General features: G+C 64.9%; 15 protein-coding genes. 14 read left to right on the top strand and 1 reads right to left on the bottom strand.

The window, feature by feature from the left end:
• Position 1: 1 nt before the first annotated feature.
• The 7 genes from AB7532_RS00175 (at position 2) to trmB (ending at position 6,953) form a co-directional block, all read left to right on the top strand.
• A complete protein-coding gene (locus AB7532_RS00175; protein ID WP_441232836.1) occupies positions 2 to 1,060 on the top strand; it encodes a PhoH family protein in 1,059 nt (352 codons plus the stop codon).
• Positions 1,061 to 1,139: 79 nt separating this feature from the next.
• A complete protein-coding gene (gene ybeY / locus AB7532_RS00180; protein ID WP_441232837.1) occupies positions 1,140 to 1,628 on the top strand; it encodes an rRNA maturation RNase YbeY in 489 nt (162 codons plus the stop codon).
• A 1-nt stretch (position 1,629) separates the two neighbouring features.
• Positions 1,630 to 2,748, top strand: coding sequence for a hemolysin family protein (locus AB7532_RS00185; RefSeq protein WP_441232838.1), 1,119 nt, complete (start codon positions 1,630 to 1,632; stop codon positions 2,746 to 2,748).
• Entirely contained in the window at positions 2,745 to 4,358 is a 1,614-nt protein-coding gene (gene lnt / locus AB7532_RS00190) for an apolipoprotein N-acyltransferase (RefSeq protein WP_441232839.1), read from the top strand. Before AB7532_RS00185 ends, lnt begins: the two co-directional genes overlap by 4 nt.
• Positions 4,359 to 4,589: 231 nt before the next feature.
• Positions 4,590 to 5,003, top strand: a complete 414-nt coding sequence (locus tag AB7532_RS00195; RefSeq protein WP_008131807.1) for a helix-turn-helix domain-containing protein — start codon at positions 4,590 to 4,592, stop codon at positions 5,001 to 5,003.
• An 85-nt stretch (positions 5,004 to 5,088) separates the two neighbouring features.
• Positions 5,089 to 6,246 (top strand): M20 family metallopeptidase, encoded by a 1,158-nt coding sequence (locus AB7532_RS00200; RefSeq protein WP_441232840.1) that lies wholly within the window; start codon positions 5,089 to 5,091, stop codon positions 6,244 to 6,246.
• Entirely contained in the window at positions 6,243 to 6,953 is a 711-nt protein-coding gene (trmB, locus tag AB7532_RS00205) for a tRNA (guanosine(46)-N7)-methyltransferase TrmB (protein ID WP_441232841.1), read from the top strand. Before AB7532_RS00200 ends, trmB begins: the two co-directional genes overlap by 4 nt.
• Here the strand turns inward: trmB and AB7532_RS00210 are convergent.
• Positions 6,950 to 8,032 carry a DUF2336 domain-containing protein gene (locus AB7532_RS00210; protein WP_441232842.1) on the bottom strand — a complete coding sequence of 361 codons (1,083 nt, stop codon included), beginning with the start codon at positions 8,030 to 8,032 and terminating at the stop codon, positions 6,950 to 6,952. The two genes, trmB and AB7532_RS00210, sit on opposite strands and share 4 nt — an antisense overlap.
• A 371-nt stretch (positions 8,033 to 8,403) precedes the next feature.
• Between AB7532_RS00210 and rimP the strand changes: the two genes are divergently transcribed.
• From rimP to rpsO, 7 genes are all read left to right on the top strand, one after another.
• Positions 8,404 to 9,156, top strand: coding sequence for a ribosome maturation factor RimP (rimP, locus tag AB7532_RS00215; RefSeq protein WP_441232843.1), 753 nt, complete (start codon positions 8,404 to 8,406; stop codon positions 9,154 to 9,156).
• A 2-nt stretch (positions 9,157 to 9,158) separates the two neighbouring features.
• Positions 9,159 to 10,769 carry a transcription termination factor NusA gene (gene nusA, locus AB7532_RS00220; RefSeq protein ID WP_441232844.1) on the top strand — a complete coding sequence of 537 codons (1,611 nt, stop codon included), beginning with the start codon at positions 9,159 to 9,161 and terminating at the stop codon, positions 10,767 to 10,769.
• A gap of 22 nt (positions 10,770 to 10,791) precedes the next feature.
• Positions 10,792 to 11,475 carry an RNA-binding protein gene (locus AB7532_RS00225; RefSeq protein WP_441232845.1) on the top strand — a complete coding sequence of 228 codons (684 nt, stop codon included), beginning with the start codon at positions 10,792 to 10,794 and terminating at the stop codon, positions 11,473 to 11,475.
• 69 nt (positions 11,476 to 11,544) lie between these two features.
• Positions 11,545 to 14,250 (top strand): translation initiation factor IF-2, encoded by a 2,706-nt coding sequence (gene infB / locus AB7532_RS00230; RefSeq protein ID WP_441232846.1) that lies wholly within the window; start codon positions 11,545 to 11,547, stop codon positions 14,248 to 14,250.
• Between the two features lie 156 nt (positions 14,251 to 14,406).
• Positions 14,407 to 14,841, top strand: coding sequence for a 30S ribosome-binding factor RbfA (gene rbfA / locus AB7532_RS00235; protein ID WP_441232847.1), 435 nt, complete (start codon positions 14,407 to 14,409; stop codon positions 14,839 to 14,841).
• Positions 14,838 to 15,959 carry a tRNA pseudouridine(55) synthase TruB gene (gene truB, locus AB7532_RS00240; RefSeq protein ID WP_441232848.1) on the top strand — a complete coding sequence of 374 codons (1,122 nt, stop codon included), beginning with the start codon at positions 14,838 to 14,840 and terminating at the stop codon, positions 15,957 to 15,959. The genes rbfA and truB overlap by 4 nt, the downstream gene beginning before the upstream one ends.
• 2 nt (positions 15,960 to 15,961) lie before the next feature.
• On the top strand, positions 15,962 to 16,231 hold the full coding sequence (gene rpsO, locus AB7532_RS00245) for a 30S ribosomal protein S15 (RefSeq protein WP_426612322.1): 270 nt from the start codon (positions 15,962 to 15,964) through the stop codon (positions 16,229 to 16,231).
• Positions 16,232 to 16,300: the final 69 nt, after the last annotated feature.

The raw sequence follows: 16,300 nt of genomic DNA on the forward strand, positions 1-16,300 counted from the left end.
CTTGCCAAAAAGTGCATCGGATTCGTCTTCTTCTATCGCTCCCAGCCGCAAATTTGACCGCGACATGCAAGTTCCGCCCGAGACCCAGGTCGTCATCGACTTCGACGACAACCGCGCTGCATCCGCGCTGGTCGGGCCTTATGGCCAACACCTCGCGCAGATCGAGCGGCGGCTCGGCGTCGTCGTGGACTCCAAGGGCAATCACATCACGATCGGCGGCTCGCGCGACGGCTGCGATGCCGCGCGCCGCGTGCTGGAGACGCTGTACGCGCAGGCCGTGAAGGGACAGGATCTCGACCAGGGCGAGGTCGAAGGTGCGATCCGCGCGGTGATCGCGCAGGGCTCCCTGTTCGAGTTCGACGCCAAATCGGCCAAATCCACTTTCGACAGCATCAATCTCCGTAAGCGCCCGGTGCGCGCGCGCACCGCCGCGCAGGACTCCTATATCCGCGCGCTGAAGCGCCATGAGTTGGTGTTCGGCATCGGCCCCGCCGGCACCGGCAAGACCTGGCTCGCGGTCGCACATGCCGCGCAATTGTTCGAGCGCAAGGAAGTCGACAAGATCATCCTGTCGCGTCCGGCGGTCGAAGCCGGCGAGCGGCTCGGCTTTCTGCCCGGCGATCTCCGCGAGAAGGTCGATCCGTATCTGCGCCCGATCTACGACGCGCTCTATGACCTCATGGATGCGCGCATCGTCGAGCGCGCACTGCAGACCGGCGAGATCGAGATCGCGCCGCTCGCCTTCATGCGCGGCCGCACGCTGACCAACGCCGCGATCATCCTGGACGAGGCGCAGAACACCACGTCGATGCAGATGAAGATGTTCCTGACCCGTCTCGGCGAGAACAGCCGCATGATCGTGACGGGCGACCCCTCGCAGATCGATTTGCCGAACGGCCAGACCTCGGGTCTCGCCGAAGCGACACGTCTGCTGAGCGGCGTCGAGGGCATTGCGCAAGTTCATTTCAAAGCCGAGGACGTGATCCGCCACGAGCTCGTGGCGCGGATCGTCTCTGCCTATGAAGGGCAGCCGCAGCGGCCGGCCGCCGGTAAATCCTGACGGGACAACAACCGGATCCCGGGGCGCGAACACGGCGTCCTCGTTCCGAACACACAAGATGTCACATCCGAACCTTCCCATGACCGAGGTGCTCGTCGTTGCCGATTGCTGGCAGCGCGAACCCGATTCCGAAGCCGTGATCCAGCGTGCCGTTGCAGCCGCCGCCGAGAGTGTCGACGAGGACGTCGCGGACGCCGAAGTGGCCGTGATGCTGACCGATGATTCCGGCATCCGCACCCTCAACAGCAATTGGCGCGGCATCGACAAGCCGACCAACGTGTTGTCGTTCCCCGCGCTCCAGCCGGAGGGCGAATGGAAGCCGGGCGATGCGCCGCGCATGCTCGGCGACATCGCAATCGCCTACGAGACCATGCGGCGCGAGGCGGACGAGGAACACAAGCCGTTCGATCATCATTTGAGCCATCTTGCCGTGCATGGTTTTCTGCATTTGATCGGCTACGACCACGAGAACGACGACGACGCCGAGGAAATGGAAGCGTTGGAGACCGAGATCCTCGCCCATCTCGGCATCCCCGATCCCTACGCCGACCGCGCGGGGGCGCACTGAAATGCCGGACTCCGAACCTACCCACGACAATCCGCGCCACACGGCCAATCTGCCGGCCGTGGTGACGTCAGGCGAGGTGCTGCGGCCGACCGCGGACGGCTGGCTGCTGCGCGCGATCCGCACGCTGTTCGGCTGGAAGGCAGGATCGGTGCGCGACGATCTCCAGGTCGTGCTCGACGCCACGACGCCTGACGATACCGGCTTCTCGACCGTCGAGCGCACCATGCTGCGCAACATCCTCGGTCTGCACGAGCGCCGCATCGCCGACGTCATGGTGCATCGCGCCGACATCATCGCCGTGAAGCGCGACATCCCGCTTGGCGAGCTGATGGACCGCTTCGAGAGTGCCGGTCATTCGCGCCTCGTCGTCTACAACGAGACGCTCGACGATCCCGTCGGCATCGTCCATATCCGCGATTTGCTCGCCTTCATGACCGCGCGTGCCCGCGTGTCGGAGGCCACCAAGACCAAGCGCAAGAAACCGCTGCCGGCCGGGCTCGATTTGAAGGCCGTCGATCTCGCGCTGCCGCTCGAGGACGCGCGCATCATCCGCAAGCTGCTCTACGTGCCGCCGTCGATGCGCGCGATCGACCTGCTCGCGCAGATGCAGGCGACACGCATTCACCTGGCGCTGGTGGTCGACGAATATGGCGGCAGCGACGGACTGGTTTCGCTGGAGGACATCGTCGAGCAGATCGTCGGCGAGATCGACGACGAGCACGACAGCGACGAGCCGCCGTCGATCGTCCGCTTGCCCGACAACGCCTTCATCGCCGATGCGCGCGCCAGCCTCGAGGACGTCCGTACCGTGATCGGCGAGGATTTCGTCACCGGCGAGGCCGGCGAGGAGGTCGAGACGCTGGGCGGCTATCTCGTCAGCCATGTCGGCCGCCTGCCGGTGCGCGGCGAGGTGATTTCGGGCCCCGGCAATTACGAGGTCGAGGTGCTCGACGCCGATCCGCGCCGCGTCAAACGGCTGCGCATCTCGACGCGAAAAGAACGCCCGGCACCGCGCACCCAGCGTGAGAGCCGCCGCCGCGAGACCACGCCGGAGAGCGGCCAGCCGCCGTCCGGCGACACGCCCACCCCGCCGCCAAGCGACGGGACCGGCCCGCAGTGAGCGCCTTCCAGCGATTTCGGCAGATTGCGCTTGCCGTCATCCTGACCTGGGGATGGAAGCGCGCGCTCCTCGCGATGGGATGCGGCGCGCTCTCGGTGCTGGCGCTGGCGCCGTTCAACATCTTTCCGGTGCTGTTCCTCACCCTGCCCGTGATGGTCTGGCTGATCGACGGCGCCGGCGCCGGACGCTACAATGGCGTTCCCGCCGCAGCGCTGACCGGCTACTGGTTCGGGCTCGGCTATTTCGTGCCTGGCCTGTACTGGATCGGCAAGGCCTTCTTCGTCGACGCGGACATATTCGCCTGGTTGACGCCGTTCGCCGTACTCGGCTTGCCGGCCTATCTCTCGATCTTCACGGCAATGGGCTTTGCGCTGGCGCGCCTGCTCTGGACCAAGGACGCCACACGCATCCTCGCGCTCGCCGCAAGCCTCACCATCGCCGAATGGCTACGCGGTCATCTGCTGACCGGCTTTCCCTGGAACGCGTACGGCTATGCTCTGTCCGAGCCGCTGCCGCTGGCGCAAACGGCGTCGCTGATCGGCCTGTGGGGCATGACGTTCCTCAGCATTGCGATCTTCGCAAGCCCCGCGGCGCTGATCGACCGCACGCCCGATCGCCGCCCGGCGTGGCGCGCGCCGGCGGCTGCGATTGCGCTTCTGATTGTCATGAGCATTTTTGGCGGGATCCGGATGTCGCTGCATCCGACCACGATGGTCGCGGGCACCAAGCTGCGCCTGATGCAGCCGGACCTCCAGCAGGACGCGAAATTCAACTACGCCGCCAAGGCGGAGGTGATGAAGAAATACCTCGCGCTGTCGGACCGCGCCTCCGGGCCGCAATCGACCGGCGTGCGCGATGCCACCATCCTGATCTGGCCGGAATCGGCGTTCCCGTTCTTCCTCACCCGCGAAGCCGACGCGATGGCGCAAATCGCAGAGCTGCTGCCGAAAGGCACTACGCTGATCACGGGCTCGGTCCGCGCGCCCGATCTGCCACGTGGCACGCCGGTCACGCGCGCCTATAACTCGATCTACGTGATCGATCACGAGGGCAACGTGCTCTCGGTCTACGACAAGTTGCACCTGGTGCCGTTCGGCGAATTTCTCCCCTATCAAGACCTGATGGAGAAGCTCGGCTTCGAGCAGCTGACGCGCATGCGTGGCGGCTTCATTCCCGGAACCGTGCGGCACGCACTCACCGTACCGGGCGCACCAAGCGCGCTGCCGCTGATCTGCTACGAAGCCATCTTTCCGGGCGAGGTCGCCGGCCGCAACGAGCGTCCGGGCTGGATCGTGAACCTCACCAATGACGGCTGGTTCGGCATCTCGACCGGTCCCTATCAGCATCTCGAGCAGGCGCGGATGCGCGCGATCGAGCTCGGACTGCCGCTGGTCCGCTCCGCCAATACCGGCATCTCCGCCGTGATTGATCCGGTCGGACGCACGATTGCCAGTCTCGGCCTCGGCGTCGAAGGCATTTTGGATGCAAGCTTGCCCGCCGCGATCCCGCCGACTGTCTATGCGCGGGTGGGCGACGTGCCCGCAGCCATGCTCGTCGCGCTGGCCGTGTTTCTGGCGGTCCGCCGACGTGTTGCCAAACGGCACCCGTGATCCATAGCCGCTAGCGGTTTTCGGTCGAAACGGCTGGAATCCTTTGACAACCGTAGTCCCACGGTTGACAGACTGCACGCGGCCTCCTCATTCTGCACCCGCTGCAAAAGACAGTGGGCATTGCTAAATTTCTCCGCAATGTTTCCCAATAACAGGGTTTGATTTTGACGATGCTGACACCGGAGGCATTCTCGACGATTGCGCCGAAGGTGATGTTTGGAGGCTGAGGAAATGTCGAAAGCGCCCAACCCTGTTGACAAATATGTCGGCAGCCGCGTGCGTATGCGCCGCATCATGTTGGGCATGAGCCAGGAAAAGCTCGGTGAGGCTTTGGGCCTGACTTTCCAGCAGATTCAGAAGTACGAGAAGGGCACGAATCGCGTCGGCGCGAGCCGCATCCAGCAGATCGCCGAGATTCTCCAGGTGCCGGTGTCGTTCCTGTTCGAGGGCGGCCCGAGCGGTGTGGCAGGTCCGGACGGCTTCGCCGAAGGCGCCTCGCCGTCCTATGTCTCGGACTTCCTCGCAACCTCCGAAGGTCTCGCCTTGACCAAGGCGTTCACGCGAATCACTGATTCGAAGATGCGCCGCTCGATCGTCGATCTCGTCGAGCAGATCGCGGCCCGCGAAGGTCCCGACAAGCGCTGACGCGCCCTCTCGATCCGATTTGAGACTGCGTCAAATCTGGCCTATGTCGTCATTTGCGGCCGCGCATTGATGCGCGCCCTGTTCGATGATGCAGTTCAAAGGCACAGATGCGTCCATGACCAACGCCAACTGGTTCGATTCCCAAACTATTCTCGATGGTATCCGCCGCTGGGTAGAGATCGAGACGCCGACGGAAGCGCCTGAACAAGTCAACAGACTGGTCTCCGTGGTCGCGGAGCAATATCGCGATCTGCCCGTTACGCTCGAACGCATCGCCGGTGTCGATGGCTGCGGCGACCATCTGATCGCGCGCTCGACCTGGGGCCAGGACAGCCCGGGCATTCTGGTGCTGAGCCACCTCGATACCGTTCACCCCATGGGTTTCATCGAGCGCCTGCCGTTCAAGGTCGAGGGCGACAGCGCGTTCGGTCCCGGCATCTACGACATGAAGGGCGGCGCCTATATCGCCCATCACGCCTTTGGCGCGCTTTGCGCGACGACCGACCGTTCGCCCCTCGGCATCACCCACATCTTCACCTCCGACGAAGAGATCGGCAGCCCGACCTCGCGTGCGCTGATTGAGAAGGAAGGGCGCAAGGCCAAATACGTGCTGGTGACGGAGCCCGCGCGCGACGGCGGCAAGATCGTCACCGGACGCAAGGGCGTCGGACGCTTTCGCGTCTTCATCAAAGGCGTGCCCGCACATGCCGGAACGCGCCCCGAAGACGGCCGCAGTGCCGTCCGCGAGCTCGCCAACGTGATCCTGGCGCTGGAAGGGATGAACGATCTGAAGCGCGGCGTCACCGTCAATGTCGGCGTGGCGCGCGGCGGCACGCGCCCCAACGTCACGCCGGAAGAAGCCTATGCGGAAGTCGATCTGCGCGTGATGAGCTTCGCCGACGCGGAAGAGTTCGTCGGCAAGATCCTCGGACTGACATCGAAGACCCAAGGCGTCACCGTCAAGGTCACCGGCGAACTCAATCGTCCGCCTTACGAGAAGGGCAATGCAGGTGCCTCGCTGTACGAGCATGCGAAGACGCTCGCCACCGAGATCGGCTTCGAACTGATCGACACCCACACCGGCGGCGGCTCGGATGGCAATTTCACGGCCGCGCACACCGCGACGCTTGACGGGCTCGGCGTCGACGGCAAGGGCGCACACACACACTATGAGCAGCTCTACGTCTCGTCGCTCGCGCCGCGCGCGCGGCTGCTCCATCGCCTGTACCAGACGCTGCGATGAGCGAACGCAAATCAGATCCCGATCGCGATGACAGCGAGCGCGCGTTCTTCGGACGCCGCAAGGGTCACAAGCTCAGGCAGCACCAGGCCGAGCTGGTCGATCATCTGCTCCCGCATCTTGCGCTCGACATCGAGAGCGAGAAGCCGGCGAACGCCAACGAGATCTTCGATCCCGCGGTGGACGATGTGCGGCTCGAGATCGGCTTCGGTGGCGGCGAGCATCTCGCGGCGGAAGCGCAGAACTTCGCCACGACCGGCTTCATCGGCTGCGAGCCCTATGTCAACGGCATGGCAAAGATCCTCGCGCAGATCGAGGCCGCCAACATCGCCAACATCCGCCTGTTCGCGGGCGATGCCGCCGAGCTCCTGGCCTGGCTGCCACCGTCGTCGCTGTCGCGGATCGACCTGATCCATCCCGATCCCTGGCCGAAGCGACGGCACTGGAAGCGGCGTTTTGTGCAGGACCGCACCATCGCGGCGATGGCGCGCGTGCTCAAGCAAGGCGGCGAATTCCGTTTCGTCTGCGACATCGACGATTACTGCGCCTGGACGCTGTCGCATCTTGCGCGCTCGCAGGACTTCACCTGGCTTGCGGAGCGCGCCGACGATTTCCGGCAGCCATGGGCCGGCTACACCATGACGCGCTACGGCCGCAAGGCCACGCGCGAGGGACGGAAGACGACGTATCTGCGGTTCAGGCGGGTTTAGATCGTCTGGCGGTTGCGCCAGAATTTCACGACGCGCTCGGCCGTCGCCGGCATCAGCCGTGTGAAGTTCACGCGCGCCTGCTCGATGTCCGCATCGGCCGGCGTGCGCTGCGGGCCATACCACATCAGGACCAGCGCGCGCACCGTGGGCCAGCCGAGATTTTGCATCCGTCCCAGGATCAGAATCGGATCGTAGCGGTCACCCGCCATCAGGCGGTCGAGGATCGAGAGGCGGATGCCGGCCATCGCCGACAGCGCCGCGATCGATTCCTCGTATTTGTGCGCCTTGGCGAAGCCGAGCAGCGCGCTCTCGCCGAGATGACCTTCGCGATGCAAGGCGAGCACCGTGCGCTGCGCCGCCGAGAAATCGCGACGCGGCCCGGGCGGCAGCGTGGCCTCCTCGATGGCGGCCATGGCGCGCTTGATCTCGACCTGGCGCGTCGGATTGACCACGATGGAGAGACGCCGGCGAATGACGTCGAGCGTGCCGTTGAGAAGCTCTTTCAGATGATCGCCCGAGAGATCGTTGCGCTGGCCGATCTTCAGCGTCAGCACGCCGTCCTGCGACGCGCGCTTGATCAGCTCGGAATAGCTGCCAGGCGAGAACACCGCACCGGCATTGCCGGCGGCGCGACGCACCACGTCGCGATCGCCACGCTCGACCAGCACGTCAGTGACGACCGACGACAAGACGGGACGCTCCGTCATCGCCAGCAAATGGCCCTGGCCCTTCAGCCGCGCGATCTCCACCAGCGCTGTTTCGTCGAGCACGGGCGAACGGCGCAGCACGGGGCCCGCCACCGCGATCTCGTTTTCGCGCGCGAGCTGAGTGACGAGATGCGGCGGCGCGTTGTTGAGGTGCGAGAAGCGCTCGGCCAGATCGACGCGCGAGGCCAGTTCGGCATGCGGGACGAGATCGATCAGCAGATTGTCGAAGAGGTCGACGAGATCGGGCCGGAGCTTCTCGGCGTCCTGGAAGAATAATTGGGAGATGGCGCGCGCGATCTCGCCGCGACGCCGGGGGTCGCCGCGTTTGACGATATCGTCCAGTCCGGGAATGAGCGACGTGGCAACGGTCATGAAAACGCAAACTCGTATAGGGCACGCCGCGGGTGCGCCCTTGGTCCAAGCCGCCCCACAATCAGGGAATTTAGGCCTCGGAGGTGAAGGAAGCGTTGCGCGGGTGGCCCCCGCCCGGGCGCAAAAAGCCTCGCTTGGGCTGCGATGGGCCTTGTCCGGCTGGGCAGAAAGGGCTATATCAGCGCCAATTCATCTTCTCATACGATCCGCGTAGTGAGAGTGGGCCCGAAAGGACCCGCTCTTTTTTATTACCTGAACGCGGCTTGGCGGAAGATGCGGCCCGACGATCTGTCGGGAGAGTTCCGAAGCGGGCTTTGCAGTCTTAACCAAGCCTTAACCCAAGCATTAACCAACGCGCCTTGACCCCTGATATGACCGAACCGAACACTGGTTCCACCGATGCCGAGTTGCTGGCCGAGCCGAGGCTCGTGGTCGAGCCGGGCGCGGCGGCACGTGTGTCCGCGGTCGCGGGTCCGGTGCTCGAGGGCATGGGTTACCGCCTGGTGCGGATCCGCATTTCCGGGGAAGCCGGCTGCACCGTGCAGATCATGGCCGAGCGGCCGGATGGCTCGATGCAGCTCGAGGATTGCGAGGCGATCTCGCGGGCGCTGTCGCCCGTGCTCGATGTCGCCGACCCCATCGAGCGCGCCTACCGGCTGGAAATCTCCTCCCCGGGGATCGACCGTCCGCTGGTGCGCCGCTCCGATTTCGAACGATATTCCGGCCATCTGGTGAAGATCGACATGGCGGTCGCCCATGAAGGGCGCAAGCGGTTCCGCGGCATGTTGGGCGCTGTCGAAGGCGATCGCGTGCATCTGCGCCGTGATGACTTCAAGGCCGGCGACGATGCCGAGGTTCTGCTGACGATGGAAGATATCGGCGAGGCACGGCTGGTGCTGACCGACGAGCTGATTGCGCAATCCATGCGTCGCGGCAAGGCCGAGGCGCGCGAGATGCGCCGCGATCTCGGCCTCGAGCCGCCGAAGGCGCCGCACGCCGAGATCAGCGAAAAAACCACCAAGAACACCAAGCCGAAAAAGAAGCCGGCCCCGACCAATACCAAGAAACATCGCCTTGCCGCCGACCGCGCGCGGCGCGGTGAGATCGAGCCTGAAGGAGACTAGCCATGGCAGTCAGCGCCAATCGACTCGAATTGCTCCAGATCGCGGACGCCGTCGCACGCGAGAAATCGATCGACCGCGGCATCGTCATCGCGGCGATGGAGGACGCCATCGCCAAGGCGGCGCGCGCCCGTTACGGCAGCGAGACTGACGTTCACGCCGAGATCGACCCGAAGAAGGGCGAGCTGCGGCTGTCGCGCCACATGCTGGTGGTCGAGAAGGTCGAAAACCATTCCAACCAGATCTCGCTGGTGGACGCACAGCGCGCCAATCCGGGCGCCCAGGTCGGCGACACCATCGCCGACACCCTGCCGCCGCTGGAATATGGCCGCATCGCCGCGCAGTCGGCCAAGCAGGTGATCGTGCAGAAGGTGCGCGAGGCCGAGCGTGACCGGCAATATCAGGAATTCAAGGACCGCATCGGCGACATCGTCAACGGCGTCGTCAAGCGCGTCGAATATGGCAGCGTGATCGTCGATCTCGGCCGCGGTGAAGCCATCATCCGCCGCGACGAGATGCTGCCGCGCGAAGTGTTCCGCAACGGCGACCGCGTCCGCGCTTACATCTTCGACGTCCGCCGCGAGACCCGCGGCCCGCAGATCTTCCTCTCGCGCACCCATCCGCAGTTCATGGCGAAGCTGTTCGCGCAGGAAGTGCCTGAGATCTATGACGGCATCGTCGAGATCAAGGCGGTGGCCCGCGATCCCGGCTCGCGCGCGAAAATCGGCGTGATTTCCCGCGATTCCTCGGTTGATCCGGTCGGCGCCTGCGTCGGCATGCGCGGTTCGCGCGTGCAGGCGGTGGTGAACGAATTGCAGGGCGAGAAGATCGACATCATTCCCTGGTCGCCCGACATCGCGACCTTCGTGGTCAACGCGCTGGCGCCGGCCGAAGTCTCCAAGGTCGTCATCGACGAAGACCGCGAGCGCATCGAGGTCGTGGTGCCCGACACCAACAACCAGCTCTCGCTGGCGATCGGCCGTCGCGGCCAGAACGTGCGTCTGGCCTCGCAGCTCACCGGCTGGGACATCGACATCCTGACCGAGCAGGAGGAATCGGAGCGCCGCCAGGCCGACTTCGAGAACTCCACCCGCGTCTTCATGGAATCGCTCAACGTCGACGAAGTGGTCGGCCAGCTGCTGGCGTCCGAAGGCTTCACCTCGGTCGAGGAACTCGCCATGGTGGACCTCAAGGAGCTCGCCGGCATCGAAGGCTTCGACGAGGAGACCGCGCAAGAGCTCCAGAACCGTGCCCGCGAATATCTCGAGCAGCAGGAGGCCGAGATCGAGGCCCGCCGCAAGGAGCTCGGTGTCGAGGACGCCGTCAAGGACGTGCCGGGCGTCACCTCGAAGATGCTGGTGAAATTCGGCGAGAACGACATCAAGACCGTCGACGACCTCGCCGGCTGCGCCACCGACGATCTGGTCGGCTGGACCGAGCGCAAGGAAGGTGGCGAACAGACCAAATTCCCGGGCGCGCTCGACGGTATCGAGATTTCCCGTGACGATGCCGAAGCCATGATCATGCAGGCCCGCGTCAAGGCCGGCTGGATCACCGAGGCCGATCTCGCCAAGCCGGCCGAAGAGGCTGAGGCGGCTGAAGATCAGCCGGCTTAAGGGCAAGGAGAATGTCGCCCGGATGCTCGCAGATACTGCCCCCGAACTTGACCATGGACCGCGGACCGAAAGGTCCGCGACCATGCGCATGTGCGCGGTCAGTCGCGAGGTCCGGCCGATCGACGAGCTGATCCGCTTCGTCATTTCGCCGCAAGGCGCTGTAGTTCCCGATCTCAAGCGCAAGCTGCCTGGACGCGGCATGTGGGTCACCGCCTCGCACGAGGTGGTTGCGGAAGCCGTGCGGCGTCACCATTTTGGCAAGGCCTTCAAGCGCGAGCTGCGCATTCCCCAGACGTTTGCTGCCGACATCGAGGCGCTCCTGGTCCGGAGCGTGACCGAGGTCCTCGGGATTGCCGCCAAGGCGCGCCAGATCGTCGCCGGTTTCGGCAAGGTCGAAAGCGCCCTTCGGGAAGGTACGGTCGAGGTCCTGATCCACGCCAGCGACGGGGCCGCGGACGGAATCCGCAAATTGGACATGCTGGCGCGTCAAAATGACGGAAATGGCGGCTCCAGGCCGCAGATTCCCGTCGTCACCGCACTGAAATCGATAGAATTGGATTTGGCACTTACCCGGTCAAATGTGATACATGCTGCCCTGCTCGCGGGCCCGGCGAGCAAGTCATTCCTGTCACGTAGCCAGATGCTGGTCCGATACCGGATGGCGGACGCTGACAAGACTGCCGAAAAGCCCGGCCAGGATTTCTGAGAGACAACGACCCCCGATAGGATGGTGCGGCAACGCACAACACTGAAAAATCAGGATTAGGACTGCTGAATGGTTGATACCAAGACCCCTGACGACAAGAAGCTGAGCGTTCCGAGCAAGACGCTATCGCTCAAGCCGCGCGTCGAAACGGGCACTGTCCGCCAGAGCTTCAGCCATGGCCGCAGCAAGCAGGTCGTGGTCGAGAAGCGCGGCAAGCGCCGCGTCGACGGCAGTCCCGAGCCGCAGGCTCCCACGGTTGTTGCGAAGCCGGCACCTGCCGCACCTGCACCCGCTCCCGCGCGCCCGGCTCCGCCGCGCAACGCCGGCTCCGGCGTGGTGCTGCGCACGCTGACCGAGGACGAACGTTCCGCCCGCGCCAGCGCGCTGGCCGATGCCAAGGTGCGCGAAGTCGAAGAGCGCCGCGTGGCCGAGGAAGAGGCCGCGCGCCGCGCTGTTCGCGAAGCCGCCGAACGCGCCGACCGCGAGGCCGCCGAATCCCGTCGCAAGGCCGAGGAAGAGCGCCACCGTCACGAGGACGAAGCCAAGCGCAAGGCCGAGACCGAGGCCAAGAAGCGTTTTGGCGAAGGCGAGCAGCCGTCCGCTGCCCGCCCCGCAGTTGCGGCGGCCCCGGCCGCTCCCGCGCCGCGCCCCGGCGCGCCCGCAGCACGCCCCGGCACCACCACGACGGCACGCCCGGGAACAACGACCGCACGCCCGGGAACGACCACCGCGAGGCCGGGAGGCGGCCCGTTGGGTCGCGCGCCTGCGGTCGCAGCCGGACCGGACGAGGATGACGGTCCGCGCCAGATCCGCCGCGGTCCCGGCGGAGCCGCGCGTCCTGTGATCCCCCCCAAGCCGACCCACAAGCCCGGCCCGCAGAAGGAGCGCGGCCGCCTGACGGTCGTGACCGCATTCAATGCTGACGACGTGCGCGAGCGCTCGATTGCCTCGTTCCGCCGCCGCACCCAGCGCCTGAAGGGCCATGCCGCGAACGAGCCGAAGGAAAAGCTCATCCGCGAGGTGGTCATTCCGGAAGCGATCACCATCCAGGAGCTCGCCAACCGCATGGCCGAGCGCGCGGTGGAAATCATCCGCATGCTGATGAAGCAGGGCGCGATTCACAAGATCACCGACGTGATCGATGCCGACACCGCGCAACTGATTGCCGAAGAACTGGGGCACACCGTCAAGCGCGTGGCCGCGTCCGACGTTGAAGAAGGTCTGTTCGACGCCATCGACGATTCGACCGACACCGAGCCCCGTTCGCCCGTCGTGACCGTCATGGGTCACGTCGACCACGGCAAGACCTCGCTGCTCGACGCGCTCCGTCACGCCAACGTGGTCTCCGGCGAAGCCGGCGGCATCACCCAGCATATCGGCGCCTATCAGGTGCTGTCGCCCGAAAGCGGCAAGAAGATCACCTTCATCGACACGCCCGGCCACGCCGCGTTCACCGCGATGCGCGCCCGCGGCGCCAAGGTGACCGACATCGTCGTGCTGGTGGTTGCGGCCGATGACGGCGTGATGCCGCAGACGATCGAAGCCATCAACCACGCCAAGGCGGCGCGGGTGCCGATCATCGTTGCCATCAACAAGATCGACAAGCCCGACGCGAAGCCCGAGCGCGTGCGCACCGAGCTGCTCCAGCACGAGGTGCAGGTGGAATCCTTCGGCGGCGAAGTCGTCGACGTCGAGGTGTCCGCCAAGAACAAGACCAATCTCGACAAGCTGCTCGAGATGATCGCACTCCAGGCCGACATCCTCGACCTCAAGACCAATTCGGATCGTCCGGCCGAAGGCACCGTGATCGAAGCCAAGCTCGATCGCGGCCGTGGTCCGGTGGCGACCGTGCTGGTCCAGCGCGGCACGCTCCGTGTCGGTGACATCATCGTCGCCGGCGCCGAAATGGGCCGCGTCCGCGCACTGATCTCGGATCAGGGCGAGACCGTGCAGGAGGCAGGTCCGTCGGTGCCCGTCGAGGTGCTCGGCTTCAACGGCCCGCCGGAAGCCGGCGATCGTCTGGCGGTCGTCGAGAACGAAGCCCGCGCCCGCCAGGTCACCAGCTACCGCGCCCACCAGAAGCGCGAGAACGCGGCTGCCTCGATCTCCGGCATGCGCGGCTCGCTCGAGCAGATGATGTCGCAATTGAAGACGGCGGGCCGCAAGGAATTCCCGCTGATCATCAAGGCCGACGTGCAGGGCTCGCTGGAAGCGATCCTCGGCTCGCTGGAGAAGCTCGGCACCGACGAAGTCGCCGCCCGCATCCTGCATGCCGGCGTCGGCGGCATCTCGGAATCCGACGTGACGCTCGCGGAAGGCTTCAACGCCGTGATCCTCGGCTTCTCGGTTCGCGCCAACAAGGAGGCCGCTGCCGCCGCCAAGCGCAACGGCATCGAGATCCGCTACTACAACATCATCTACGACCTCGTGGACGACATAAAGAAGGCGATGAGCGGTCTGCTCGCGCCGACCTTGCGCGAAACCATGCTGGGCAATGCCGCGATCCTGGAGATCTTCAACATCTCCAAGGTCGGCAAGGTTGCCGGCTGCCGCGTCACCGACGGCACCGTGGAACGCGGCGCCAATGTGCGCCTGATCCGCGACAACGTCGTCGTGCACGAAGGCAAGCTGTCGACGCTGAAGCGCTTCAAGGACGAAGTGAAGGAAGTCCAGTCCGGTCAGGAATGCGGCATGGCCTTCGAGAACTACCACGACATGCGCGCCGGTGACGTGATCGAGTGTTACCGCGTGGAGACGATCCAGCGCTCCCTGTAAGTCCAAATCTTACCGAAGCGTCCGGATCTTTTTGAGCTGACATTGCGGGAGTGCGATGGCCGGATTTATTCCGGCCATCGCGCCGCATTCGTTTCAACAAGACAAATGACAATGCTCGTGTCCCAAACGCGGGCACGACGAGGTGATTTTCAAAAGATGCCCCGCCATCATCAGAAGAAAAGTTCCGCACCAGGCGGAGGCTCGCAACGTCAGTTGCGCGTCGGCGAGCAGGTTCGCCACGCGATAGCCGAGATTCTGGCGCAAGGCAGCGTGCATGATGCCGACCTCGAAGGTCACATCATCACCGTGCCGGAGGTGCGGATGTCACCCGATTTGAAGCTCGCAACAGTCTACGTGATGCCGCTCGGTGGCCGCGACACCGAGGTGGTTCTCGCTGCGCTCGAGCGCAACAAGAAGTATCTGCGCGGCGAGGTCGCGCATCGCGTTAACCTGAAATTTGCACCCGATCTTCGCTTCCGCGTCGACGAGCGATTCGACGAAGCGGAACGGATCGAGAAGCTTTTGCGAACGCCTGCGGTGCAAAGAGACCTGGAACAGGATCCGGATACGGATCGGGAAGAAGAACAATGACGATGGACCCGGCTCACGGCACTATCGGCGGCGAAGACGCCGATCAGCGCGACGTGCAGAAAAATAATTTTGCGGATCTTGGCGGCGATTCCCAGCCGCATCAGGAGCCGCGCCGCGTCAACAACGATCCCCGCGCCAACAACAAGCAGAAGGGTCAGCAGCCGCGCCGCGACCGCCGCGACGTCCATGGATGGGTCGTGCTCGACAAGCCGATCGGCATGACCTCGACGCAGGCCGTCGCCGTGCTGAAGCGCCTGTTCAACGCCAAGCGCGCGGGCCATGCCGGTACGCTCGATCCGCTCGCCTCGGGCGGTCTGCCGATTGCGCTTGGGGAAGCCACCAAGACGGTCCCGTTCGTGATGGACGGCCGCAAGCGCTACCAGTTCACCGTGTGCTGGGGCGCGGAACGCGACACCGACGACATCGAGGGCCAGGTCACCGCGACCTCCGACCAGCGTCCGACCCGGGAGGCCATCCTGGCCCTGCTGCCCCGCTTCACCGGAGTGATCCAGCAGACCCCGCCGCGCTATTCCGCGATCAAGGTCCAGGGCGAGCGCGCCTATGACCTCGCCCGCGACGGCGAGGTCGTGGAACTGGCCCCCCGCCCGGTCGAGATTCACCATTTATCCCTTGTAGATCAACCAGATAACGATCGGGCCGTATTCGAAGCCGAGTGCGGCAAGGGCACCTATGTCCGGGCGCTGGCCCGGGATATGGGGCGGATTCTCGGCACTTACGGCCATATCTGCGCGCTCAGGCGGACCCTGGTCGGCCCATTTGACGAGAACGACATGATTCCGCTGGATCAGTTGGAGGCTTTATGCGATAGAGCCGCGTCCGGCGAGGGCAGCCTCGCCGACGCGCTGATGCCCGTTGAGACCGCGCTGGACGACATCCCGGCACTGGCCGTCACTCGGGCTGATGCGGCAAGGCTCCATCGGGGCCAAGCCGTTTTATTGCGCGGACGGGATGCGCCCACTAGTAGCGGCACAGTCTATGTCACGGTGGCAGGCCGTCTTTTGGCGCTTGCTGAAGTCGGCAATGGCGAAATCATCCCCAAGCGTGTGTTCAACCTGACCGGCTTGACTGCCTCAACCGGTCGCAACGAGAGAATTTGACGATGTCGATTGCCGCAGAACGCAAAGCGGAAGTCATCAAGACGAATGCCAACAAGGCCGGCGACACCGGCTCGCCAGAGGTTCAGGTCGCGATCCTGTCGGAACGCATCACCAACCTCACCAGCCATTTCAAGACCCACGTGAAGGACAACCATTCGCGTCGCGGCCTCTTGAAGCTGGTCTCGACCCGCCGCTCGCTCCTCGACTATGTGAAGAAGAAGGACGAGGCGCGCTACAAGGCGCTGCTCGAGAAGCACAACATTCGTCGCTAAGTGTTCCCACGCGCGCCATTGGCGCGCGTTTTCGTGCGCGGTTTCGAACGAAAGCGTTTGTAAAAAAGG

Source organism: Bradyrhizobium sp. 930_D9_N1_4 (assembly GCF_052076015.1).
In the GTDB taxonomy this organism is placed as follows: Bacteria; Pseudomonadota; Alphaproteobacteria; order Rhizobiales; family Xanthobacteraceae; genus Bradyrhizobium.